The organism is Levilactobacillus wangkuiensis (genome assembly GCF_016861605.1).
Lineage (GTDB): Bacteria > Bacillota > Bacilli > Lactobacillales > Lactobacillaceae > Levilactobacillus > Levilactobacillus wangkuiensis.
Genome location: NZ_BOLM01000001.1, coordinates 137907 through 163233 on the forward strand (window position 1 = coordinate 137907; position 25327 = coordinate 163233).

General features: G+C 52.3%; 18 protein-coding genes. 15 read left to right on the top strand and 3 right to left on the bottom strand.

All coding sequences use genetic code 11. The features are described from left to right. Positions 1–5: 5 nt before the first annotated feature. The 4 genes from JUF13_RS00535 (at position 6) to JUF13_RS00550 (ending at position 5288) form a co-directional block, all read left to right on the top strand. A complete protein-coding gene (locus JUF13_RS00535; protein ID WP_203637276.1) occupies positions 6–692 on the top strand; it encodes a tetratricopeptide repeat protein in 687 nt (228 codons plus the stop codon). Between the two features lie 13 nt (positions 693–705). After that, positions 706–3261, top strand: a complete 2556-nt coding sequence (gene recD2, locus JUF13_RS00540; protein WP_203637277.1) for an SF1B family DNA helicase RecD2 — start codon at positions 706–708, stop codon at positions 3259–3261. A gap of 155 nt (positions 3262–3416) precedes the next feature. Continuing rightward, positions 3417–4403, top strand: a complete 987-nt coding sequence (locus JUF13_RS00545) for a ribose-phosphate diphosphokinase (protein ID WP_203637278.1) — start codon at positions 3417–3419, stop codon at positions 4401–4403. 162 nt (positions 4404–4565) lie between these two features. Next, complete coding sequence (locus tag JUF13_RS00550; protein ID WP_203637279.1) at positions 4566–5288, top strand: class I SAM-dependent methyltransferase; 723 nt, start codon at positions 4566–4568, stop codon at positions 5286–5288. Between the two features lie 90 nt (positions 5289–5378). Here the strand turns inward: JUF13_RS00550 and JUF13_RS00555 are convergent, their stop codons facing one another. Next, the gene (locus tag JUF13_RS00555) at positions 5379–6068 is read right to left on the bottom strand and encodes an amino acid ABC transporter permease (protein WP_125763032.1); all 690 of its coding nucleotides are present in this window, start codon (positions 6066–6068) and stop codon (positions 5379–5381) included. A gap of 19 nt (positions 6069–6087) precedes the next feature. Next, positions 6088–6972: a transporter substrate-binding domain-containing protein gene (locus tag JUF13_RS00560; protein WP_203637280.1), complete on the bottom strand. Its 885-nt coding sequence runs from the start codon at positions 6970–6972 to the stop codon at positions 6088–6090. A gap of 981 nt (positions 6973–7953) precedes the next feature. Between JUF13_RS00560 and JUF13_RS00565 the strand changes: the two genes are divergently transcribed. The 11 genes from JUF13_RS00565 (at position 7954) to JUF13_RS00615 (ending at position 24058) form a co-directional block, all read left to right on the top strand. Next, the gene (locus JUF13_RS00565; protein WP_203637281.1) at positions 7954–9441 is read left to right on the top strand and encodes an amidase; all 1488 of its coding nucleotides are present in this window, start codon (positions 7954–7956) and stop codon (positions 9439–9441) included. A 13-nt stretch (positions 9442–9454) separates the two neighbouring features. Next, positions 9455–11104, top strand: coding sequence for a peptide ABC transporter substrate-binding protein (locus JUF13_RS00570; RefSeq protein ID WP_203637282.1), 1650 nt, complete (start codon positions 9455–9457; stop codon positions 11102–11104). An 812-nt stretch (positions 11105–11916) separates the two neighbouring features. After that, positions 11917–12825 carry an N-acetylmuramic acid 6-phosphate etherase gene (gene murQ / locus JUF13_RS00575; RefSeq protein ID WP_125763024.1) on the top strand — a complete coding sequence of 303 codons (909 nt, stop codon included), beginning with the start codon at positions 11917–11919 and terminating at the stop codon, positions 12823–12825. Between the two features lie 78 nt (positions 12826–12903). Then, the gene (locus JUF13_RS00580; RefSeq protein ID WP_203637283.1) at positions 12904–13893 is read left to right on the top strand and encodes an aldo/keto reductase; all 990 of its coding nucleotides are present in this window, start codon (positions 12904–12906) and stop codon (positions 13891–13893) included. Positions 13894–14590: 697 nt separating this feature from the next. Next, entirely contained in the window at positions 14591–15598 is a 1008-nt protein-coding gene (gene rbsR, locus JUF13_RS00585) for a ribose utilization transcriptional repressor RbsR (RefSeq protein ID WP_203637284.1), read from the top strand. Positions 15599–15731: 133 nt separating this feature from the next. Continuing rightward, a complete protein-coding gene (rbsK, locus tag JUF13_RS00590; RefSeq protein WP_125763018.1) occupies positions 15732–16652 on the top strand; it encodes a ribokinase in 921 nt (306 codons plus the stop codon). 314 nt (positions 16653–16966) lie between these two features. Next, entirely contained in the window at positions 16967–18988 is a 2022-nt protein-coding gene (tkt, locus tag JUF13_RS00595; RefSeq protein ID WP_203637285.1) for a transketolase, read from the top strand. A gap of 538 nt (positions 18989–19526) precedes the next feature. Beyond that, positions 19527–20420 (top strand): C40 family peptidase, encoded by an 894-nt coding sequence (locus JUF13_RS00600; protein WP_203637286.1) that lies wholly within the window; start codon positions 19527–19529, stop codon positions 20418–20420. 111 nt (positions 20421–20531) lie between these two features. Then, positions 20532–21560 (top strand): DUF1002 domain-containing protein, encoded by a 1029-nt coding sequence (locus JUF13_RS00605; RefSeq protein WP_203637287.1) that lies wholly within the window; start codon positions 20532–20534, stop codon positions 21558–21560. 489 nt (positions 21561–22049) lie between these two features. Beyond that, on the top strand, positions 22050–23690 hold the full coding sequence (locus JUF13_RS00610) for a peptidoglycan endopeptidase (RefSeq protein WP_203637288.1): 1641 nt from the start codon (positions 22050–22052) through the stop codon (positions 23688–23690). 161 nt (positions 23691–23851) lie between these two features. Next, positions 23852–24058 (top strand): hypothetical protein, encoded by a 207-nt coding sequence (locus JUF13_RS00615; protein WP_125763008.1) that lies wholly within the window; start codon positions 23852–23854, stop codon positions 24056–24058. 165 nt (positions 24059–24223) lie between these two features. Here JUF13_RS00615 and JUF13_RS00620 read toward each other — a convergent pair whose 3' ends face one another. Then, positions 24224–25183: a diacylglycerol/lipid kinase family protein gene (locus tag JUF13_RS00620; protein ID WP_203637289.1), complete on the bottom strand. Its 960-nt coding sequence runs from the start codon at positions 25181–25183 to the stop codon at positions 24224–24226. Positions 25184–25327: the final 144 nt, after the last annotated feature.

Below are 25327 nucleotides of genomic sequence, written 5' to 3' on the forward strand. Positions count from 1 at the left end.
ATAAAATGACTGAAGAAAAAAAGACCCGCGATGCGGATAAACAAAAATCAGAACAAATGGTCCACAAACTAGTTCAACGGATCGACACCCATCCCGGTGATGCGGAAGCGTATTACGAGTTGGCAACGGTGCTGGTCGACCTGAACTCCTACGCCCAGGCCGAGGAACTCCTGATGAAGGCCCTCGGACTCTTCGCGACCCAACCGGCCGTGGTGGAAAAGTTGCGCTACGGACTGGGCAACGTGTACTATGCCGCAGAAGACTATCCCAAGGCCATTCAGCAGTTTGATCAGCTGGGGGCGCAGTGGAAGGGTGCCGGCTACCTGATGATGGCCCAGAGCTATATGGCTAACGGCGACCACAAACGGGCGTTGGCCTTTGCCCTAACGGCGCTGACTAGCCAACCAAATGACGAGGCAACCCTCCAGGTCATGGCTGAGAACCTGTTGGCTTTGGGGAACATGGACCAGGCGGCCGAGTACTATGACCGCGTGCTCCAGCTGGACGCCCAGAACGGCCGGGCCCACTTTGACCGTGGCTTGGTGGCCATGGTCTTAGGCCAGCCCTACCAGGACCATTTCGCACAGGCCAAGCAGCTGGACCCCACGTACTATGAGAAAGGTCAGCAACGGCTAGCCGACATTGAACGCTTCGTGCAAACGCAACGGGGCAAGACTGACGACCAAAAGTAAGGGAGGCGCACAGATGGCAACCGAATCGCTCGATTTATTTGAAGAAAGTGGCGCGCCCCAGGCCGATTACGTGGTCGGCACCGTCAGTGCGGTCTTTTTTGCCAGCAACGATAGCTTTTATAAGGTCATGCTGGTCAAGGTATCCGAGACCAGCTTGGACTGGCACGAAGACGAGATCGTCGTCACCGGGAACTTTGCTGATATCAAGGACGACGTGACCTATCGCTTCACGGGTAAGCGCGTGGAACACCCCAAGTACGGGGTCCAGTTCCAGGCGGATAACTATCAAAATGAAACGCCAACCACCCGCAGCGGCGTCGTCGGCTATTTAAGCGGCGACGACTTTCCCGGGCTGGGCAAGAAGACGGCCGAAAAAATTGTGGATGCCTTGGGCACCAACGCCATTGAAGAAATTTTAAACGATCCGGCGGTGCTCCAACCACTCGGCTTGTCGCCCAAGGTGTCGGCGACCCTGATCAGTCAGCTCCAGACCAACAACGGGATGGAACAGATCATCATCGGTCTCAACGGTTACGGCTTCGGGAGCACGTTGGCCGCGGCCATTTACAACCGGTACCAGGAAAAAACACTGGACGTGATCCACGAGAATCCGTACCAATTGGCCGAAGACATCAACGGGGTCAGCTTCCGGCGGGCAGACCAAATCGCCACCCAGCTGGGGTACGAGGCGGATAAGCCCGAACGGTTGCGGGCCGGCCTGTTACAGACGCTCAATGATCTGTCGGTGGCGAACGGAGATACCTATACCACGGCTAAACCGTTACTAGCCAACGCGTTAAGTCTACTGGAAAATTCACGCAACGTTCGTCTGGACCCGGCCAAGCTGGCGGATGAACTGCTGGAACTGGCCAAGGAACAGAAGGTCGTGGGCGATGACCAGCGGATCTATTTGAAGACGCTCTACGACGCCGAATGGCAGATTGCGGAGCACCTCCAGCGGCTATTAAAGGCGGACGATTCGACGGCCAAGTTCAATGATGATGCCATCCGTAAGCAACTCCGCATCGTGGAGAAACAGGGCGACATCGTGTACGATGAGTCCCAAACGGCGGCGCTGACCGCGGCTATTCAGGCCAAGGTCATGCTGCTGACGGGGGGACCCGGGACCGGGAAGACCACGATCATTCGCGGACTGGTCAATTTGTATGCGCGCATGCACGAGGTCTCTTTAGACATCAACGAATACAAGGAAAAACCGTTTCCAATCCTCCTAGCCGCGCCAACCGGTCGGGCCGCCAAGCGGATGAGTGAGTCGACCGGCTTACCGGCCAGCACGATTCACCGCCTACTGGGCCTGACCGGTCGGGAAGATAACCTGGATGAGGCGGCCACCAACGACCTAGAGGGGGGACTGTTGATCATCGATGAAACGTCGATGGTCGACGTCTACCTGATGAAGACGCTCTTGCGGGCCGTACCCGTGGGGATGCAGGTCGTGCTGGTCGGCGATAAGGACCAACTGCCATCCGTCGGCCCCGGTCAGGTCTTTCACGACCTGTTGGCCAGCGACCAACTACAAAAGATTCAGCTCGATACGATTTACCGGCAGGGGGATGGCTCGTCCATCATCCCGCTGGCCCACGCCATCAAGTCGGGAAAACTACCGGCTGATTTCACCAAGAACCAAAAGGACCGGTCGTTCATCGCTTGCCACGCCAATCAGGTGGAGAGCGTGATCGACCAGATCGTCCAGAAGGCCCACGCCAAGGGCTTTTCCGCTAGTGATATTCAGGTGCTGGCCCCCATGTACCGGGGCTCGGCCGGAATTGACCGGTTGAACGTGGTATTACAGGATATCTTGAACCCGAAAAAGTCTGAGCGGACTAAGGAAGTTGAGTTCCGTAACCAGAAATTTCGAATCGGCGACAAGGTCTTACACCTGGTCAACAGCCCCGAAAACAACGTGTTCAACGGGGATATCGGAGTCATCACCGGAATCGACCTGGCCAGCGATAAGCACAGCGAGGTCAAGAGCGACCAGCTGACGATTGCCTTTGAGCAGACCGAGGTCACGTATGCCCGCAACGATTGGAACCGGCTGACCCTGGCCTACTGTATGTCGATTCACAAGTCGCAGGGGTCTGAATTTAAAATGGTGATCCTGCCCATGGTCGGCCAGTATAACCGGATGCTCCAGCGGAACCTGCTGTATACGGCGGTCACGCGGGCAGCGGACATGCTGATTCTCCTGGGTGAGCCGCGGGCCTTTGAGGCCTGTGTCACCAGCCTGGGCGTCAACCGGAACACCACGCTGACAACGCGGATTCAAACGGTGCTGGACCCAGACGGGACACCCGTGACGCCTGACGAGCCGGCAGAAACAACGCCGACTGCTGAGACCGAGACGCCTGAACCGGCTGCGGTACCAACTACAGCAGAGGCGGAAACGCCCGAGCCAGTCACGACAGATGGTGCGTCGACTGACACCACAGAACCCACGACGTCAACGGATTATCGTCTGACGCCGGAACTGGTTTTGAGCCGAAAGATTGACCCGATGATCGGGATGCAGGGTGTGTCACCCAAACAATTTATGCCATCCGTATAAAATAGCGGTTGCAAGCGTTGCGTTTCCGGTCAAAGATTGCGATAATAAAGACAGAAAAAACGCGCTGCTGGGCGTCAGTTGGTCTGATGAAAATGACCAGTGCCCGGTAGTCCGTAAAATATACGAATTTGTGGAAAACCCACAGGGAGGCTGTTATGGCAGAACACGTCGAAGCTGGCAGAATGAAAGTCTTTGCTTTGAACTCGAACCGACCACTCGCCGAAAAGATTGCGAAGGCGGCAGGTGTCGAATTAGGGAAGGCAACAATCAAGCACTTTAGTGACGGTGAGATTCAGATCAGTATTGACGAAAGTATTCGGGGGGATGAATTGTTCCTGATTCAATCCGTTTCGGATCCGGTTAACACGAACCTGATGGAATTATTGATCATGGTGGATGCCGCACGGCGGGCCAGCGCTGAGAAGATCAACGTGGTCATTCCGTACTACGGTTACTCACGGGCCGACCGTAAAGCCCGTTCCCGCGAACCCATTACGGCTAAGTTAATTGCGTCCTTGCTACAGATGGACGGCGTCAACCGGGTCATTGCCTTAGACCTGCATGCGGCTCAGCTGCAAGGATTCTTTGACATTCCCGTTGACCACCTCCAGAGTGACCGGTTACTGACCAGTTACTTTGAAAACAGCACGACCTTGGCCGATGAGGATATCGTCGTGGTTGCACCTGACCATGCCGGGGTCAGCCGGGCCCGGCGGTTAGCTGAACTCTTAGGCGCCCCGATTGCCATCATCGACAACCGTTCCGATACGGAGAACGCGGCTCATCCCGAGGCTGTTATTGGGGATGTGAAGGGCAAGCACGCTATCCTGGTGGACGATATCATTGATACCGCCATTCGGATCACCGTCTCCGCTGACGCCTTGAAGAAGGCCGGTGCGGCGGACGTTTACGCGGCAGCGACCCACGCGGTCCTGTCCGGTGACGCGACCCAACGCATCAACGATTCCGTGTTGAAGAAGGTTGTCATTACCGACTCCATTCAATTGCCAGAGGACAAGCAAAGCGACAAGTTTGTCGTGATGTCCGTGGGCGAAATGTTTGGGAAGGCCATCGACCTGATTTACCATGAAGAACCCGTCGATTCCCTGTTCCACAAGGCACCTAAGCGTCAAGAACAATAAAATCATAAGTTTAGTGAGGTGGTCGAGATTATTTTCTCTCGACCACTTTTTTTGTCGTAACAGCTAATGTACAGACTTGGTAAAGGGAATTTACAACCTTTTGTACGTTTGCTATAATGAACGAATCGGGGTAATTGTGAAAAATTGGGGGAGGTCAGAATTTTGTCTAATTGGAAAACTTTTGGGATCGATGCGCCACTCGTTCCCGTGCTGTATATTTTGGCGGCGGTCTTTTTGTTTGTGCAGGGCTATGTGTTGCGACCAGCGGCACCCATCGTCCTAGAGGTGATTGTGGCGGGCATCGTGTTCGTTGAAGGAGGACTCTTCTTACATACCACGGTTCGCGGAAAATATCGGTTGTTTGATCAGCTGATTCCGCGATTGGGGGTGAAAGCGACCGACCAGATTCTGGATCTCGGTTGTGGTCGGGGAGCACTGTTAACCCGGTTGGCTGGGCAATTAGAAAAGTCGGGACAAGCCGTGGGCATGGACTTGTGGCATTCACGCGACCAGTCGCATAACGCTGCAGAAGTCACCCAGCGAAACGTGACGGCATTAGGACTCACCGACCGGGTTAAGCTGGTGACCGGTGACATGGTGGCGTTGCCCTTTCCAGACGACCAATTTGACGTCATCACGACCAGTTTTGCGTTGCATAATATTCATGGCGTCCAGCAACGACAGCGGGCGCTACAAGAGGCGGTCCGGGTGTTGAAACCGGGCGGTCAGTTGGTCATCATCGACACCGGCCATCACGCCGCTGAGTATCGTCAAACGCTCAGTGCAGCGCAGCTGGATGTTCGGGAAGCCCATTCGCTGGGCATCAACGGGTGGTGGTCTGGCCCCTGGATGAACAGCTACTTGGTGCGCGGGGTTAAGTTGTAAATCGCAAGAGTTTTTACTTTCAGTTAAGCGTACTAGAACAAAAATAGGGTCCGAAACCAATTAACGGTTTCGGACCCTATTTGTAAAACGCTAAATCATTTTCATATGAATTGATTTCCGGTCATAATCTAAATACCGCTCGAGCCAGTTCTGTCCGGCCGTTAAGACCACGCAACAGAGCCAGTAGAGAATGGCAATCGTGATGTAGATCGTCATGTAGTCCTGATTGGCCCCGGCCACAATTTTCGCGTCCATAAACATTTCGGTCACGGTAATCATGGCGGCCAGCGAGGTGCCCTTGAACATGTCCAGCAGAATGTTGCCGAGTGCTGGAATGCTGATGCGAAAGGCCTGCGGAATGATGATTAGGCGCATGACCTTGCGGTAGGGCAACCCAATCGAGTAGGCGGCTTCGTACTGGCCGTGGTCAATCCCCAGAAATGAGGACCGAAAGACCTCGGACACGAACGCCGCGGCACCAATCGTAAACGAGATGATGGCGGCGGGGATGGCAGTCAAGCCAAAGCCGAAGTAGACGATGAACAGGACGACCAGCATGGGCACACCACGCATAAAGGAAATATAGGCGCGGGCAATCCAGTGCAGCACCCGAATGTGGCTAAGTTGTGCCAGCGTCAGGAACATCCCTAGAATCGTGGCCAACACGAAGGCCATTAAAGTTAGGTAGATGGTCATCGGCAGTCCCGCCAGAATCTGGGGGATGGACGACCAAGCCAACTTGGCGTTAAAAAATCCCGGAATCGAGAAATATTTTAGCACAGTGGCGTCACCTGACTTTCTATTGACCCGTGTACTTAGACTTAATGGTGAAGTTCTTAGAAATCTTCACGTTCGGCTTCTTCGTGACATCGGCGCCATAGTACTTTTCAGAAATCTTCTTGATGGTACCATTCTTCAATAATTTTTGAACTTCTTTATCGACTTCGGCCTTCAGCTTGGTGTTGCTCTTCTTCATCAAGATTCCCACACCCTGACCATCATCGCTGGTGGTAAAGTACATGTTCTTGATCAAATGCAGACCGTTGTTAGGAATAGCCTTCAACGCCAGCTTTTGCAGGTAGTAGTCGTTCATGATCATATCGGTCTTGCCATTTTTAACGTCCTTCAAATAAACATCATTCGAAACGTTGTCATAGTTAACCAATTTGGCACCAAGTTGCTGAGCCAGTCGTTGATAACCCGTCCCGGCTTCACCAGCGGACTTCTTACCCTTGATGTCTGACCAGTTGTGGATGCCGGAGTCATTGCTGTTCCGGACCATGATACTGTTAAAGGAGTGCTTGTACACCGTGGACAGCGCGTACTGCTTCTTGCGGGCAGGGGACAACCCAAAGTCGTTAGCTGCCATGTCGGCCTTGCCCGTGTTGACCGCCGTTAACTGCCCGTCAACGCTGAGTTCCTTGAACTCAACTTTTTTGTGCAAGCCCTTGGCGACGGCACGGACAACTTCAATGTCGTACCCCGTCAGCTTACTGTTCTTGGAGGTGTGGAACGAGGTGGGATACAAAGTCCCGGACGTTGCCACAATCAAGGTCTTCTTGTTAGCGACCTTGGTATTCGTTGACTCCGACGACGATGAGCTCTTCCCGCAACCAACGAGACCGACGCCCATCACTAAGCTTAAACCTAAACCTAAAACCAACCATTTCTTCGTCTTATTCATCAATTTTTCATTCCTTTCAATTTGTGACCTAAGACTTTTTAAGTATAACTATTTGAAAACGCTTTTACAACCGTCGCGTTCACAAATGCTGCGGTAAAATATTGGCGTTCCCGGCGGCGAATTCAAAGTTCCCAGCTGTGGGGAACGCTTCCAGCCAAAGGGCGGTCTTCCAGCTCGCCTTGAAACCTCGCTGAAATTCGCGAGTTTCCAAGGTCGTCCCGTGCTCTAGGCTGAATGAAGAACTTCAGCCAAGATCACCGACACAGCAGGGAACTTTGATTCGCCTCTGGTCACTCTGATTTGCCACGATATTTACACTTGGCGGTTGGCGTCTCCTGACGTATGCGAGTGTGAAAACTTTTTCAGCGACTGTGGTGTTGTGGGGGCCCATTATGGTGTGACACAACTACCGAGTCTTTTAACAATATGAATTCACAAATAGCCTGTTCTGTTGGGACTTTTGGCTGGTGTTGTCGGTAAGCAAAGACTGGCAAATTATAAAAATCGTTCTTACTATGAAAAGTCGGTAAATTGCGGGGCACTGTACAACAAAATTCAATTGGAAAGCGGTATAGTTACAGTTGGTTCTAGTTTTTAGTAAGTGAATTGGATTCTCTGGGTGTATCAACGAGATGCCTGTTTAGCGTAATAGCTATTATTCCGATTATCCTTAAAGCCGGTTATACACTGGGGAATGAAATGATACGAGCGTAACGTGACTTAGCAAGTTTTAGTGACCAGAGGCGGTTCAAGGGGCCCGGCTGTGTCGATGCTCTTGGCTGAGTGGTTTTCTCAGCTTAGAACATGGGCCGACCTTGGAGGCTGGTGAATTTCCAGGCTTCAAGTCGAGGTGGAAGACCGCTCCTCAGTCTGGAACCGTGCCCCATAGCAGGGCCCCTTGAAACCGCTGTCGGGAACGGATGGAAACCTGTTAGGTCAGGGTTAGGGTCGGATACATAAAATTTGTAGGAGGCGTTTGATTTGGCAATTACGGATTGGATCGGTACACCAGCATTAACGTGGGCACAACGGGTGCGCAGCGGTGAAGTGACCAGCCAAGAGCTGATTGAACGAGCATTTACCGAGATTGAGAAACAGAACCCACAGTTGAACGCGGTCATCACGACTAGAAAAGAGAAAGCCTTAAAGGAAGCCGCGGCGCAAACCGATAGTGGCCAACCATTTTTGGGGGTGCCGTTACTCTTGAAGGGCCTGGGCCAACAGTTGAAGGGCGAATCAAGCACGAGTGGTTCACGCCTGTTGAAGGACAACGTCGCCACCCAGACAAACTTCTTTGTCGAAGCACTGCAACGCGCCGGATTCATTGTGATTGGTCAGACCAATTTCCCCGAATTTGGGTTTAAAAATATCACGGACGCCGACATCTATGGTGACGCCCATAACCCGTGGAATCTGGATTACCAACCGGGGGGATCCTCAGGTGGTGCTGGGGCTGCGGTGGCCGCAGGAATTGTGCCCCTAGCTGCCGGTAGTGATGGCGGGGGATCGATTCGGATTCCGTCATCCTGGTCCGGAACCATTGGCCTGAAGCCAACGCGGGGTCGTGTTCCCGTGGGTCCTGGCGACTGGCGGTCTTGGCAGGGAGCGGCTATCGACTTCGGTCTGACCCGCTCCGTGCGAGATACTGCGGCCTTACTAGACAGTTTACAAACGATTCAACCGGCGGCCGTCTTTCAGCAGCCGTTGGAGGAGCCGGGCTTCTTAGCCCAGTTGGATCAGCCGGTTCAGCCCGGAGTCATCGGTTACACGACCGAATCCCCTGTCGGCACGCCGGTCAGTCCGGATGCCGTTAAAGCAGTCGAAGATGCCGTTGCCTTTTTGACCAGTGAAGGATTTGACGTCGAAGAGGTTCATAACCCAATTGATGGGGTGGCTTTAATGGAAAGCTACTACACCATGAACGCTGGGGAAACGGCGGCCTTCATGGGCGAGATGCAGGATGGCATGGGCCGATTGTTAACGCGTGACGACATGGAACTCCTGACATGGGCGCTGTATCAGACCGGACTGAATACCAGTGCGGCCGAATACAGTCAATCCCTGGGCAAATGGGATCAGGCGGCTTGGCAAATGGCGCAGTTACACGCTAAGTACCCGGTCATCCTGACGCCAACGACCGCCTGGCCAGCACCTAAGGTTGGCGACACGTTGGTTTCTGCAGAAAATGCCGCGAAAATGGCCGACATCACGAGCTTGAAGCCAGCGGCCCAGAAGCAACTAATTTACGACCAGTGGTTGCCGGCACTGACCCGTTCGCCATTTACGCAACAGGCTAACTTAACGGGAGAACCCGCTATCAGTTTGCCGACGGCGGTCACGGCCGAGGGCTTACCACTGGGGATCCAATTTAATGCGGCAAAGGGTCAGGAAGCGGTTTTATTAAAGCTCGGGGCTTTATTCGAACGCGCAGGTAAGTTAAAATTGTTACACCAGACTATTTTAGATTAGAGGAGCGAAAGTTTTGAAGGGAAAGCAAGTTAGTATTTTAATTGGGGTCGCGTTGTTGGTTGCGGGCGGGTTAGCCGCTTGTGGCAAGTCAACGTCCAGCACCAGCAAGTCCAATCAACTGGCGACGAATCAGTCCGTCAAGTTATCGGCCAAATCTGAGGTCACCACGTTAGACGTGTCTAAGGCCGCGGATTCCACGAGTTTAACCATGCTGTACCATACGCAAGAGGGATTGTACCGGTTAGGCAAGAATGAAAAATTGATCAACGCCATGGCCACCAAGACGACGGTATCTAACGGTGGGAAGACGTACGTGTTTAAACTGCGGCAGAACAACCACTGGAACGATGGCAAAGCTGTGACGGCCAACGACTTCGTTTACTCTTGGCGGCGGACGGTCAATCCCAAGACGGCATCCGAGTATGCGTACTTGATGGCCGGCCTGAAAAATTATAGTGCCATTCAAAAGGGGAGCCTCGGACCGAACCAATTAGGCGTTCAGGCCGTGAACAAAAACACCCTGAAGGTGACGTTAAGCAAGCCAGTTGCCTACTTCAAACTGTTGCTGGCCTTCCCAACCTTCTTCCCACAGGAACAAAGTGTCGTGGAGAAGAACGGGAGTGACAACGGTCATTCAAGTAGTCAGACGGCATACGATGGGCCATTTACCATGACCAAGTGGCAAGGGACCAACCAGAGCTGGGTCTTGAAGAAGAACACCAAGTTCTGGGACAAGAAGGCTATCACGCTGGACAAGATGAACTTCCAAGTGGTCGCAGATCCTTCGACCGGACTGAGTTTATACCAGAAGCATGAATTAGACGCCACGACGCTGGACGGCACGCAGGTCGCTAACCTGAAGAATAATCAGGACATGAAGACCTTCGTCGGCGGGACCACCTACTACATGCAGATGAACCAGAAGAAGGTCAAGGCCTTACGGAACTTAAAGGTGCGTCAAGCCTTATCCATGGCCATCGATAAGCAACAGTTAGCCAAGAGCGTCTTACGTGACGGGTCCAAGGCACCAATGGGCTTCATTTCTCAAAACCTGTCTCGTAACCCGAAGACCAAGGCTGATTTCGCCAAGGACGCCTACGTTAAGGACGGGGTCGTTTACGATTTGAAGCAGGCCAAGACCTTGATGAAGGCGGGCTTGAAGGCTTCCGGTCAAAAGAGCCTGAACCTAACGTTGCTGGCGGATGATACGAGCGTGACCAAGACGGTGGCACAGTACATCCAAGCTGAACTGCAAAAAATGCCAAACGTTAAGGTCACCATCAACACGTTGCCTTACAAGACGCGGTTGAGCCGGTCAAACGCCGGGAACTTTGAACTGGTTCTGTCCAGCTGGGGGGCCGACTTCGCCGATCCAATCAACTTCTTGTCCCTGATGAGCACCGGTAATACCAACAATAACGGTGACTTCTCGGATGCCAAGTACGACGGCTACGTGAAGGATTCAGAAAACAAGGACGCCAACAACCCAACGGCTCGTTACCAAGACCTGGTCAACGCCGAAAAGCGCTTGATGACGCAACAAGGGGTTGTGCCGTTGTATCAACCCGCTACCGTTGAAATGTGGAATTCCAAGGTTTCCGGGTATGTTTGGAATCCGGCGGGGATGAGTCGTGGCTACCAATGGATGAAGGTCGAAAAGTAACTTGACCTTGGCGGGGGTCGCCTCGCCAGCCAGACACTCCGCCTGCTGTGGGGAACGCCTGCGGCCTAAGGGGCGGTCCTCCGGCTCGGTTGGAAAACGGGCTGAGAATCACCCGTTTCCCAACACGTCCCACGGGGTAAGCTGAGAAAGCCTCTCAGCTAACGCCGTCGACACAGCTGTCTGCGTGTCTGGCTGACTTCGGCTGGCAGCAAGGTTAAGTTCGTTTGGACTTTCCAGTTTTACTTTTTAAATTTAAATTGTTTATGTAGGTCGTGTTAGAGAATATGCTGAGAGGTGTTTCCTGACACGACCTTTTGTGTGTCAGAGGGGCCAAGTGGTGAAAATCGGTGGCCAATGTTAGTGACCAGAGGCGGATCAAGGCGAACAGCTGTGTCGATGTTCTTAGCTGAGTGATTTATTCTCAGCTTAGAACATGGGACAATCTTTGTGACCGATTCTCAGGCACAAAGTTGAGGTGGAAGACCGCTTCTCAGGCTGGAACCGGCCCCACAGCAGGGAACCTTGAATCCGCCGTCGGGAACGTTTACGGCTAGCACAATTTTCACCACTCCGGAGGTACAAACAATGGGTAACCCCTTTAGTAAATATTAACTAAATGATGGGTAAAATTTTGATTTCCATGAAAGCGGATAGCGACGGCTTTTCGCTTTTTTATTTTGCGATAATGACGAAGAAATTTGCCTGAAAATCAAATCCGAATTGAAATTAAATATGAAACATGTTATACCTAGGATAGTAACTATGAAAGCGAATACATAACCGTGAAACTTGCGGATTTGGAGGCCGACACGATGCAATTTGATGATTTACTGACAGAACAACGGAATCACCGGTCAACACATATTGATCGAGAATCCACGTTAGAAATGGTTGCGACGATCAACCGGGAGGATCACCGCGTAGCGCGCGCCGTACAAAAGCAATTACCGCAAATCGCAGCGGCAATTGATGCTGCGTACCCACTCTTTGACCAGGGGGGCCGCTTGATTTACGTGGGGGCCGGGACTTCTGGTCGACTCGGCGTGATTGATGCGACCGAACTGCAACCGACCTATGGGCTGAGTGGCGAGCAGACCTTTGGCTTGATTGCCGGGGGCACGGACGCTTTGACCCACACAGTCAAGGCAGCAGAAGATTCGATTGAGTTGGCACAAAATGATATGGCTGGCGTTGACTTGACCGATAAGGATGTGGTGATTGCGAGTGCCGCTTCCGGCCAGACGCCTTACACGTTGGCTGCTCTGCAGTATGCGCAGGACCACGGTGCCGTGGGTATTGGGTTTTCCTGTATCGAGGGGAGCCCGCTGTCCGAACTAGCCGACTACGCCATCACGCCAGTCGTGGGACCGGAAATCATTACCGGGGCCACGCTGTTAAAGGCCGGGACTGCCGAGAAGATGGTGCTGAACATGTTGTCCACGGGCATCATGATCAAGACGGGCAAGGTTTATCAAAACTTGATGATCAACGTCGTGCCAACCAACGACAAGACGTTTGAACGGGCCAAGAAGATCATTGCCGAAGCGACGCAAACGTCCACGCTGGCCGCAGAACGGGCCTTGGAACGGTCAGACAACAATGTGCCGCTCGCCATCGTATTGATTGAAACGAAGGGGACCATCGCGGAGGCGAAGGCCTTGCTGGAAGCTACCGGCGGCCACGTTTCACAAGCGGTTAAATTGAACGATTCACAACATTAAAGTTGGCAAGAAACTTGACTGGTCCACACCAATTCTCTATACTTTAACTCAGGTATAAGTGGAAAGGAATGTGGCAGAATGTATCTTGCAGATGAACACCGTTACGACAAAATGCCGGTTCGCCGGGCAGGAAATACGGGTTTCCAATTACCCGCAATTTCTTTTGGGATGTGGCACAGTTTCGGGGAGAACGCTAACTATGGCGACACCCGCGACATTATCCTGAAGGCCTTCGACGCCGGTATTTTTAGTTTCGACTTGGCGGCAAACTATGGTCCTGGCTCTTACGCTGCGGAAAGCCTCTTTGGTGAGGTTTTACACCGCGAATTGATGCCATACCGTGATGAGTTGGTCATCAGTAGTAAGGCTGGTTTCCATATGTGGCCTGGCCCTTATGGTCAAATGAGCTCTAGAAAGGCTTTGACGGCCTCTTTGGATCGTTCCTTGAAGGCAATGGGGTTGGATTACGTGGATATTTACTACAGCCACCGATTTGATGCCGAAACGGCTCCTGAAGAAACGGCCGTGGCCTTGGACGATTTGGTTCGTCAAGGGAAGACGCTGTACGTTGGGATTTCCAACTACACGAAACCACAAGCCGAAGCCATGATCAAGATTTTCAAGGACTTGCACACGCCATTCGTCGTGGACCAAGTTTCTTACAACATGTTGAACCAAACCGCTAATGATGATGGTTTGTTCGACATGCTGGCCCAAAACAACGCCGGGGCCATTGCTTACGGGCCACTGTCCGAAGGGTTATTGACGGACAAGTACCTCGATGGCATTCCCGAAGACGTGGACATTCACTGGTCCAACGAATTCGTCTTGGACAATGGTCGCGACAAGATGGTCCAAAAGCTCCAAGCACTCAACAAGATTGCGCAGAGCCGGGGCCAGAAGCTGTCCCACATGGCCTTAGCCTGGTTATTACACAACCCGGTTATCACCAGCGTCATCACGGGGGCTTCCAAGCCAGAACACTTGAACGAAAACATCAAGGCCGTTCAAAACCTGGAATTCGACCCAGAGCAATTAGCAGCAATCGATAAAATTTTAAAGGCTTAATGATTAAGCGAAAAGGACTAAATTTGGCGGGTCGAACCGTGAATTTGGTCCTTTTTTTCGAAAAATTTGGTGAGCAAATTCACTGTTGAAGTAAAACTGAAAGTCACAGTTAGCCAGAATTGGGTGGACCAATTCTACAAATGGGTTCTAAGAAAAGACCAATTTAGACGGGTAACTACCAATCCACCCCCTAATTTGCGGGTAACTGTGTGAATACGTTGCAGGTGAAAAGGGTCAAACACTGAAATTTTCAAAATAGTCGCAAAATCCCGCGTGCCATGGGGTATAATAAAACATAGGTTAAACTTGGTGCCGGCGAAATTACCGGCCCATAAAGTATGTGACAATCAGCTGATAGGCAGATAATCAATCAGTGAGCTGCTTATCAGAGGAGAAGTGATTGTCAGCAATCGGCTAGTGAAATGGACGTGCAAGTCAGAGTGACCAGAGGCGGGCCAAGGTGTCCAGCTGTGTCGGTGGTCTTAGCTGAGTGAGTTTCTCAGCTTAGCCCACGGGACGACCTTGGAAACTCGCGAACCACAGCGAGGTTTCAAGGCGAGGCCCCAGACCGCCCCTCAGGCTGGGGCCGTTCCCCACAGCAGGGCACCTTGAGCCCGCCGGCGGGAACGGAATTGATGACTGTTCATTTCAGTAGCCAGGTGCGCTGGCGGTTAAATCTAGACGGTGGAGGTTGGCTATGACACGTAAAGTAACGATCCGGGACCTTGCTGAAGCGGCGGGCGTTTCGGTCACAACGGTTTCGCAAATTTTAAACGGTAAGGGCGAGCGCTTCAGTCTGGATACTCGGCGGCGGGTCCATCAGCTGCAAGAGGAGATGGGCTACGTGCCTGACTTCAACGCCCGCAACCTGATTATGAAGTCGGCCCAGACGATTGGTGTCCTGGTCCCGAACTTGGGCAACCCCTTCTTCAGTATGTTTATCCGCGGGGTGCAAGAAACCAGCCGGGAACGGCACTTCATCCCCTTAATCTTTGGGGCCAACCATGATGAAAAGCTGGAGAGCTACTACCTGGAGGAACTGATCAAGCGGGCAGTCGACGGCCTCATCATTGCTAGTGCCTCAATCACGGCCGAAGCTATCGATAATATTTTGAAAAAGAACGGGATTCCGTACCTGTTGATCGATCAAAACGGGGGGCCGAGTGTGGACCGCGTGCAGATCAATGATGAGCAGGGTGGCCAGCTCGCCGCAGATCATTTGTTGGCGCTGGGCCACGAGAAGATTGCGGTCGTCATGCCCGATGATCCGACCCAAAACCTACAGATTCGGTTGGCTGGGTTTAAACACCGATTGGCTGAACACCACGTGGACCTGCCGGAAAATGCCATCGTGCATTCGGCCATGACCAAGTTGGGCGGTTACCAAGCAACTGCGGCCGTTCTGGCGCAGCACCCGACCGCAGTCTTTGCCATCAACGACGAAACGGCGTTGGGCTTGATGCGTGGGTTGCACGAGCAGGGGTTGTCGGTGCCCAATGACATTTCAGTCCTGGGTTACGATGATATCGACCTGGACGAGTACGTGGTTCCCAAGCTGACCACGATTCACCAACCCGTCGTGACTATGGGCCAGCAGGCGACCGGGCTGTTGATCAACCGCATCAAGGATCAACGGCAGGCGGCCCAGCTGGTAGACTTACCGGTCGACCTGCGTGAACGCGAAAGCACGGCGCATTTGAAATAAATTTCAGTTAGTTCTTGTAAGCCTTTTCGAAACATGATACGCTAAGGGTAATCTAAACGGATACCCTCGGTGTGTCAGCATTGAGTAAAACGTTTTACAATTTTAAACACTGCTTAAGGAGTGAAGGTAAATTATGTCAAACAAAGTTACGGTTCTCGGAAGTCTAAACGTAGATACGACGCTGCGAGTTGCTCGGATGCCTCAACCTGGGGAAACGTTGTCAACGGAAAACAAGAGTAGCGCTGCCGGTGGGAAGGGTGCTAACCAAGCGGTTGCTGCTGCGCGGGCCGGTGCTGAAACCAGCTTTATCGGTAAAGTCGGTAACGACGACGCCGGTCGGTTCATGGTGGAATCTCTGAACAACGACGGCATCGATACCAGTGCCATCATCACGGACAAGACGGTCGGAACCGGTTCTGCGTTCATTCTCTTGGATGAAGCTGGCCAAAACAGTATTTTGGTTTACGGTGGGTCCAACCAACAGATCAAAGCGGACGAAGTCATTGCCCGTGAAGATGAAATTGCGAAGGCTGATTTCCTGATCGCCCAGTTTGAAACGCCACAAGCAGCCACCTTGGCAGCGTTTAAAGTTGCCAAACAACACGGGGTCACGACCATTTTGAACCCGGCACCAGCTGCGAAGATCGACCCAGAGATCCTGAAGGTGACGGACCTGGTGGTTCCTAACGAAACGGAAAGTGCCGAACTGACCGGTATCGAAGTGACTGACGAAGCTTCGATGGATGCCAACGCTAAGAAATTCCGTGAAATGGGCGTGAAAAACCTGATCATCACGGTCGGGAGCAAGGGTGCGTACTACGCTAACGCCAAGGAATCCGGCTTCGTGCCAGCCTTCAAGGTACACGCAGTCGACACCACGGCTGCTGGGGACACGTTTATTGGGGCCTTGAGCTCACAATTAAAGCCAGACCTGAGCAACGTGGCCACGGCCTTAGTCTTTGCCCAACGCGCTAGTTCCTTGACTGTTCAAGGTTTAGGCGCGATGCCATCGATTCCAACGGTTGCTGAAATCGAAGCCGCTAGTCAAAAATAATCTTTCAGAAAACAGATAGTCAAATCGCAGACTTAACCGATAATTTTCGGAAAAGTTTGCGATTTTTTTTGCGTTTTGGGACAACCGGTTGCAAACTATTTAAATCGGTCTATTTGGTATATCTGATTTTTGACGTTTAGAATCACCGGTATAACAACTTTCTGACGAGGGGTTGCAATAATCATTTTAAATTGGTATAGTGATGAAAGTCGATGAGCGATTGGCGATTTTACCGGTAAGATCAACGAATTGGGAACATCAACCAAAAACAAGGCCGTGATTGGTCCGGCCGATTTAAGTGAGGTTATTTAAAAATGTTGAATGAAGAAGTTGTCTCAAACCAAATTGATTTTGATGAAACGGATACACAAGCGGTCACTGCCGTGCGGATGTTAAGCATGGATATGATCTCGCGGGCACGGTCGGGCCATCCCGGTCTGCCGTTGGGGGCGTCACCGATGGCTTACGTACTATTTTCCCGGCACCTGCGGGTTGACCCCTCGTTTCCACAGTGGTTCAATCGTGACCGGTTCGTCCTCTCTGCAGGGCACGGGTCAGCGATGCTCTACAGCCTGTTGCACCTTAGTGGTTTTGCTCTGGACCGTCATGATTTAATGAATTTCCGGCAGCTGGGCAGTAAGACCCCGGGCCATCCCGAAGTCGGCGTGACCCCTGGGGTGGACGCGACGACCGGGCCGTTGGGCCAAGGCATCGGCATGGCGGTTGGGATGGCCATGGCCGAAAGCCATTTACGGGCAACGTACAACCAACCGAATTTAAACGTGGTCGACCACTATACTTACGCGTTGTGTGGCGACGGTGACTTGATGGAAGGGGTCGCCGCCGAGGCCGCTAGCTTAGCTGGCCAACTCCAACTCAATAAATTAATTGTTTTGTATGATTCAAATGATATTTCACTGGATGGACCGTTAAGCAATGCCTGCCAGGATGACGTGGGCCAACGGTTTGAAAGCTATGGCTGGAACTACCTGCGGGTCGCCGATGGCGAGGACTTGGAAGCCATTGACCGGGCTATTCGCACGGCCAAGAACACTCAATCCGGGCCAACTTTGATCGAGGTCAAGACACAGATTGGGGCCGGGAGCCCCGCCGCAGGAACGAATAAGGTTCATGGGGCACCGCTCAGCGAGGCGGATCTAGCCACGACGCGGCAGAACTATAACTGGGACTGTGATCCCTTTACGGTGCCCGCTGCCGTGCACGAACGGTTCATGACGACCATCAAGGCTCGCGGCTGGGCGAGCCACCAAGAATGGTCGAACCTAGTTGCCCGTTATTCCGACGTGGAACCAGAATTGGCCACCCAATTTGCGCAGGGCATCAGTCAGGCGTTACCCGATGACCTGGCTACGCAACTGCCAACGTATTACAAGAAGGACCAGTTAGCCACACGAGCTAGTGGTCATGAAGTGCTCCAACGGTTGAGCGCGGCGGTTCCCAACTTATGGGGCGGGTCCGCGGACCTGTTTAGTTCCAACAAGACGGCGGTGACCGATAGTGAGCGGTTTAGTGCCGAGAATCCTCGCGGGAAAAACTTATGGTTTGGGGTGCGAGAATTTGCTGAAGCTGCTGCGATGAACGGGATTGCCTTACACGGTGGCACCCGGATCTACGGGTCAACGTTCTTCGTCTTCTCCGATTACATGAAGCCAGCGATTCGGTTGGCCGCTATCCAACACCTGCCAGTGACCTACGTGTTTACCCACGATTCCCTGGCAGTCGGGGAAGATGGCCCGACCCACGAACCCGTTGAACAGTTAGCCGCTCTACGGGCAATCCCAGGATTAACGGTCTACCGGCCAGCCGATGGCAATGAGACCGCGGCGGCCTGGTTGGCGGCGATACAGGCGACGGACCATCCAACGGCCATCGTCCTGTCCCGCCAGGGCTTGGCGACGTTACCGCGGCCCACGGCTGTTAGAGCTGGCGTTAAGCGGGGCGGTTACGTGGTCGCAGATGCCCACGATGAGGCGGAAGGCATCTTGATGGCTTCCGGTTCAGAAGTGAACCTGGCCTTGGCCGCACAGGCAAAATTAAGTGCGCTCGGCCATGACGTTCGCGTCGTTTCGCTCCCAAGCTTTGAAAAATTCAATGCGCAATCTGTCGAGTACCAGGAACGGATCCTCCCACGGCACCTGCGCCGGCGGGTTGCCGTGGAAATGGCCAGTGGCTTAGGCTGGTGCCAATACACGGGCCTGGATGGCATCATGCTCACTCAGGAACGGTTCGGCGCTAGTGGCCCAGGAAGCACCGTCACCGAGATGGCGGGCTTCACACCAGAACGCGTGGTGCAAGCTTACTTAGCCTTAGACTAACGCGGTCAAAAGCGTTACCAATATTCGGGGAAGCAACAACCATCGGAGACAGCAAAGCTGGGACGCGGGTCCTGGCTTTGTTGCGTTCTGGTGGGAATGAACTGGCTAACTTTTTATCAGCAGTGCAACCACGTGCGATAAAATGAGTTGGTTAACGAGAGTTATGGCAGTCATGTCATTAGCTATAAGACAATTTAGTGTCGAAAAAGGTCACGATTGTCGTTGAAAATAAATGGTCGATGTCAGCGGACCAGAGGCGGATCAAGGCGGCCAGCTGTGTCGGTGGTCTTAACTGAGTGATTTTCTCAGTTTAGAGCACCGGACGACCTTTGAGACTGCGGGTTATCAGGCTCAAAGTCGAGGTGGAAGACCGCTCCTCAGGCTGGAACCGTTCCCCACAGCAGGGCGCCTTGAATCCGCCGTCGGGGAGCGAAAGATAGGACCAATTTGTTTTCAACGTAACAAGTTTCCGTCCAAACCTAGTAAGTTGTTAAAATTATTGGTATATTGGGGGTAAAGATACTGGAGGCGGTTTTTAATGGATATTCGACGGATCAAGGTACCGACAGCGCTGGTGTGGTCTACACCAACGACCGTCACAAAAACGGATCGACCTTACTTGAAGGATGGCAACCTCACGACCTGGTTAGCGAGCTTAAAACCAGCGGAACGGGAACAACTCGCAGATAAGAATCGAGTGGTCACTGAGGCCCTGTTTAACGATCGCGTGATTTTAGACCGGGTCGAGGGTGAATGGGCCCACGTTTTTGTTACTCGGCAAAGTAGTCGGCAGGAACGACGCGGTTACCCTGGTTGGATTCCATTAACGCAACTGACTACCAGTGACGAGGAACTCGACTACCCAACGACCACGGTACGACTGGCGCATCCGGTCACCCAGCTCTTAGATGAGAACAAGCAACCTTTGATGGAGCTGCCATTGGGCACGATTTTACCGACGACGGGGCAAGATAGCGAATGGATCCAAGTGGTCACACCACTGGGGCAAGGCTGGATCACGGCCACTGCGGCCACGCTAGGCGTCGAGGGTGCCGATGATGGTAGCCGGCTCCTGACCTTAGGCAAACAATTTCTGGACACGCCTTACCTGTGGGGTGGCATCACGCCGCAAGGTTTCGACTGTTCCGGCTTGATCTACGCGCTACACCGGGCTTTAGGCTACATGATTCCCCGGGATGCACAGGATCAATTTGCCAATGGCTACCCGGTTGCGCCCGAAGAATTGGCCGCCGGTGACCTGGTCTTCTTTGCCCGAGAACACGGTACGGGTGAGATTCACCACGTTGGCCTGTATGCCGGCAGTGGGAAAATGTTACACGCACCCAAGCCTGGTGAAGCGGTGCAGTTAGTCTCGATGACGGCGACCGGCTTAGCCCCAGAATATGCGGGTGCCCGGCGTTTCTGGCAATAAAGCAAGTCTGAAGAATTCTCTAAATTCATGGCAGGACTCCACGCAACGGGTGGGGACCTGCTATACTTGTTTATGGGGGAAGTATTCTAACGAGAAGAGAGGAACATTCTAATGAAGATGAAAAGCGTTGTTTTAGGATTGGCCGCGGCCTTATTAGCAGTCGGCATCGGCGGTCAAACGTTGGCGGTTCACGCCGACACGACGGATAGTTCCACTGATACTACGAGTACCAGCAGCTCTGCGACGAGTGGCAGTACCGTCCAAACCAAGGCGCTGTCCAAGGCCTACGTGGTCTACGGTGCTGGTTTAGCCAGTGAGGACAAGGATACGGTCGCCTCTGCCTTAGGGGTAAAATCAAATTATACAGCCTTAACGGCAACGGGCAGTGACTACGCCCAGTATCTAAATTCAGCCGGAACGACCGATGCCAGCATGATCAGCTCCGTGGCGTTAGCGCCCGCTGATCCCGGAACCGGCGTCAAGGTCAACATTGCCGAATATAATGGGAGTAATAACATTACCGAAGTCACCTCACAACAGTACGCGATGGTCGCCACCATGGCGGGGGTCAAGGATGTGATCATCACCGTCACGGCGGACAAATCCGTTTCTGGTGAATCTGCGCTGACCGGGGTGTACAAGGCCCTGGCTGCGGATGGGTTAACGTTGAATTCAGAAAACACCCAAGCCGCTAACGGCGTGCTGGATGCGACTCAACCAGCCATCGATTCCAACAGTAGTAACAAGAAATACCCAGGGAAGCTGATGTCAGCGGTGGGGTCCGTTTCTTCCGACCTGGCCAAGCAACGGCAAGATGGGAATGACCTAGCTACCAAGGCGGACATTGAAGAGATGCTGCAAAAGGCCCTGGCTAAACAAGGCATCGACGGTCAAACGAGTTCCACCCAAATCACTAACATTGCCATCGCGTTAAGCAAGGTACAACAAGCCCCAGTCTCAACCAGTAAGAACTACGTCACCAATGTGACTAACGTTGCCAATAACCTGGCAAATAGTATTGGGGACAAAATGGCTGGCGTGAAAGACTTCGCCAACAGTGCGGATGCCCAAAAAGCAGAGAACTTCATTGTGCAAATCTGGCAAAAAGTCGTCAACTGGTTTAAGAGCTTAGTTGGCTAATAAGCAGTAAGAACGGCGGGTTAACAAATTAACGGGAGTTTAGCTCCCGTTTTTTTGTGCGCTTTTTTGAATTTCACAAAGTCGCGGACTCACCGGATACTTGTAGCATGCAGAAAGCGCCGTCAATATTAACTTGTATTCTGCAATCATTCATAAAATGTGACGTTTCTGCAAATATGTGATAGTGGCGGGCAATCAGTTGATGAATGAAAAAGAACGGGTGTTTGAATAGCAAGTGAAAGAAAATAGCGATAGAAAGGGTTTTCAAGAGCACGTTGTATTTCAGAAAACGTCAAAGGGAACACCGGTTCAGCTTTAAAAATCCGTTAACAATTCCTTAATATTTCACAAGGAACTGGGAAAACGTGTGGTACTATTAGCTTGTGATTCGTATTGACTATGAACGAACGGGATTGCGCTTGATCGGCGTGTGACCACGTTCACTTTGTTTGAAAAAATCTAAAGTCATAAAAGGACGTGTTGGTGAAGATGAGTACAGGACAACGGAAAACCAAAGCAGTTGTTGGGGTCGTTGGGGCCATTGGGGCTTTCGCGGCGGGCGCAACCATTACCGCAAATGCGGACAGCATCCAAGTTAAGCCAGGAGACACCGTGTGGGACCTTTCACAAAAACTCGGCGTTTCTATTCAGGATTTAGAACAACAGAATTCAATTGACGGCAAGACCGATTTAATCTTTGTTGGACAACGGTTACAAGTCAAGTCAGCTAAGACCGCTAAGCAGTCATACACAGTGAAGTCTGGCGATACCTTATGGGATCTCGCTCAGACCTACCACTTAACAGTGGCACAGTTACAGAAGGCCAATGATATGTCCGGCGATATGTTAAGCGTCGGTCAGAAGTTGACGATTCCACAAACGAGTGCAACTAAGAGTGACAGTACATCCAGTCAAACAACTCCTAGTGCAACCAGCCAGTCAACGCAGAAGGCCAACGCCGTTCAAGCCCAGATTGTGGCTGAACAGCAGGCGGCTGCAAGTAAGCAAAAGCAACAAACCGCCGCAGCTACTAGTAGCTCTACTGTGACGAGTGCGGCGAAGTCAACCAGCTCAACGTCAGCAGCATCGACGGGACAGAGTAGTGCCGCCCAGTCATCATCAACGACGGCGACAAGTCAGGCGAAATCCTCAACGGCCCAAACGGGTTCGCAAACGACTAGTCAATCAGCTTCATCGAGTTCGACGATGAAGCATCAGGCAGCGGCACAACCAGCAACCCAGTCGGCTGCTAGCTCATCCGTGACGACGCCTTCATCATCAAGTGTGTCAAGTCAGAGTGCCACGTCGCGTACGAACACGACGACGTCTTCCTCAGTTGCCAGTCAATCACAATCAGCGACGAGCAACCAGACGCCAACTAGCAATGCCACGACCACGACGCAACGGCGCAGTCGTGCAGCCTTGGTACGGTCAACGACGCCAAGTGCTACGAGTCAAAGCACGACGAGCCAGAGCCAAACTAGTCCGGCAGCTAAGCAGTCAACAACGAGTCAAAGTGCCGTACAGAGCAGTACCAGCACGCCAGCTGCCACGAGTAGCAGTGCGGTAACCCAAACGGGCAGCCAAAACGCGACGGCCACGACCGCGGCTAAGAAGACGAAGCGGATCAAGACCGCGACGCGTTCTGCCGTGAACAATCAGACCACGTCATCTGCTTCTGCAGCCCAAGGGTCTACGTCTAGTTCAACGGCAGCCGTTGCGGCGACTAGCAGCAGTACAAAGAAGAAGGCTAGCACCAGTGGCTTGACCTCAGGTTCTGTCACGGGCTTGGCCTTGAAGTTAGCTTCAGCCAACATTCCTTATGTCTGGGGCGGGTCTTCCTTGAGTGGGATGGACTGTTCTGGTCTGGTGGCTTATGTTTACCAGCACGCCCAGGGCGTCAGCCTGCCACATAACACGGTCTCCCAAGAAAGCTATGTCACCACGCACTCTGTGGGCTCAGCTAAGCCTGGGGACATCCTGTTCTGGGGATCTAAAGGGGCCACGTACCACGATGCCATTTACTTAGGCAACAACCAATTTGTTGCGGCACCAGAACCCGGTCAAAACGTTAAGGTCCAATCCATCAGCAAGTACTTCATGCCTTCCTTCGCGGGAACCCTGAAGTAGAGCGTTTCCATCCGAAGCAGGGGTTTAGCCACTTTGGCCAAACTGCCGAAAAAAGTTAAGATTATCGTTAACAAATCCGTGACCAAGTGTTATGATACTTTTTGTCATTTAGAGACAGACGAGTAATCATAAATAAACCTGGTTGAAGGAGTTGTGTATTGATGAGTAATCGAATTGAGATTCTGGAAGAATACCGGCAAGCTAATTCACAGTTAGCCACGCTTAAGCGGAAAGAGTCTGAGAGTGTTTGTTCTAGTTCGGAAACGGTGCGAATCGAGCCCCGTTACGGCGAGGAAATGCATGACCTATCCAATAAGTGCGCTCAGCTGGACATGATTCTGGAAGCAATGGATGCTTCGGAAGATTAAATAAAAACCTATCGAGGAGTTTGGGAGTTGATCCCAGGCTCCTTTTTTGCTAGGCCAATTTTGGTAGCTTAGCCATTGAACGTCAATATTGGGATATACAAAAAGCCGTAGAGTGGTCGGACAGATGTCCAAGCCATTCTACGGCTTTTTAAAATAAGAACCTTATTAAATGGTTAAATCAAACCAGAAGGGATACTGGTTAACCCCAACGTAGACGTCGAAGAAACGTCCGCCCATCTCTTCACCGTCTAATTGGCCGTATTCGATGGCTGGAACGGTGAGGTGGACCTTTGGTGCCTGATAGTAGTGAACGGCCTTAGACGTCAAATGACGCTTAAATACGAGCCGTAGGGCTAACCACATCAGCTTCAAGAAGTTGGGCTTCTCGATAACCACTAGGTGGAGCTGATGATCTTCAATCGTGGCCCCCGGGGCGATGCCAACGCCACCCCCGAAGTAGGGATGATTAGTTGTAGTCACCAAGAAGGCGTTGGCATAGATATCACGTTGATTGCCCACGTGGACGGTCAACGTGAACCCAGATTGGTTGTAGTACACATCTAATGCCGATGCCAGGTAAGACAGGGAGCCCAGGTGGTGCTTGTTGAGCCAAACCTTGGCCTTGGATTGATTGGCCTTGGTAATAATGGCTGCATCGAAACCGATCCCCAAATTGTTCGTGAAGACACCATGTTCGTGCTTAATCGTTTCATCATACGCGCCAATATCATAATTGGTTGCGTGGGTACATTGGATGACTTGATCAAAGGCGTCTTCCCATTTCAGGGCCATGCCGGCGCCGCGGGCAAAGTCGTTGCCGGACCCGATAGGAATGTAGCTAACCGGAATCGGGTAAGTCCGGGGTTGTTTGGTGAGACCGTTAATGGCCTCGTGCAGGGTGCCGTCGCCCCCAATGGCGAGAACCACCCAATTTTGGTGGGGTTCATCGGGGAGTTGTTTGGCAAATTGCTCGCTTAACAGAATTGCGTGGTGGGGGTACTCCGAAACAGCTAGTTGGTAGGAGACTTGGGCGTCATCAAGGCGCGCCTGAATCTGAGGCCAAAGTGTAGCGGCCTGGCCACTTCCTGCGTGTTCATTTAGGATGATATAGAACTGGACAGTCACCGTACTGCTCCTCTCAATTTTTAGTCCATTTCATTATAAACGAAAACCAGCGGGGTGCCTAGTGATTATCGTCGACTTTCCTTAGTTGTAATAATTAAGACGCCAATGGGTTCGGAAATGGCTAAATGACAACGGTTTCATGGG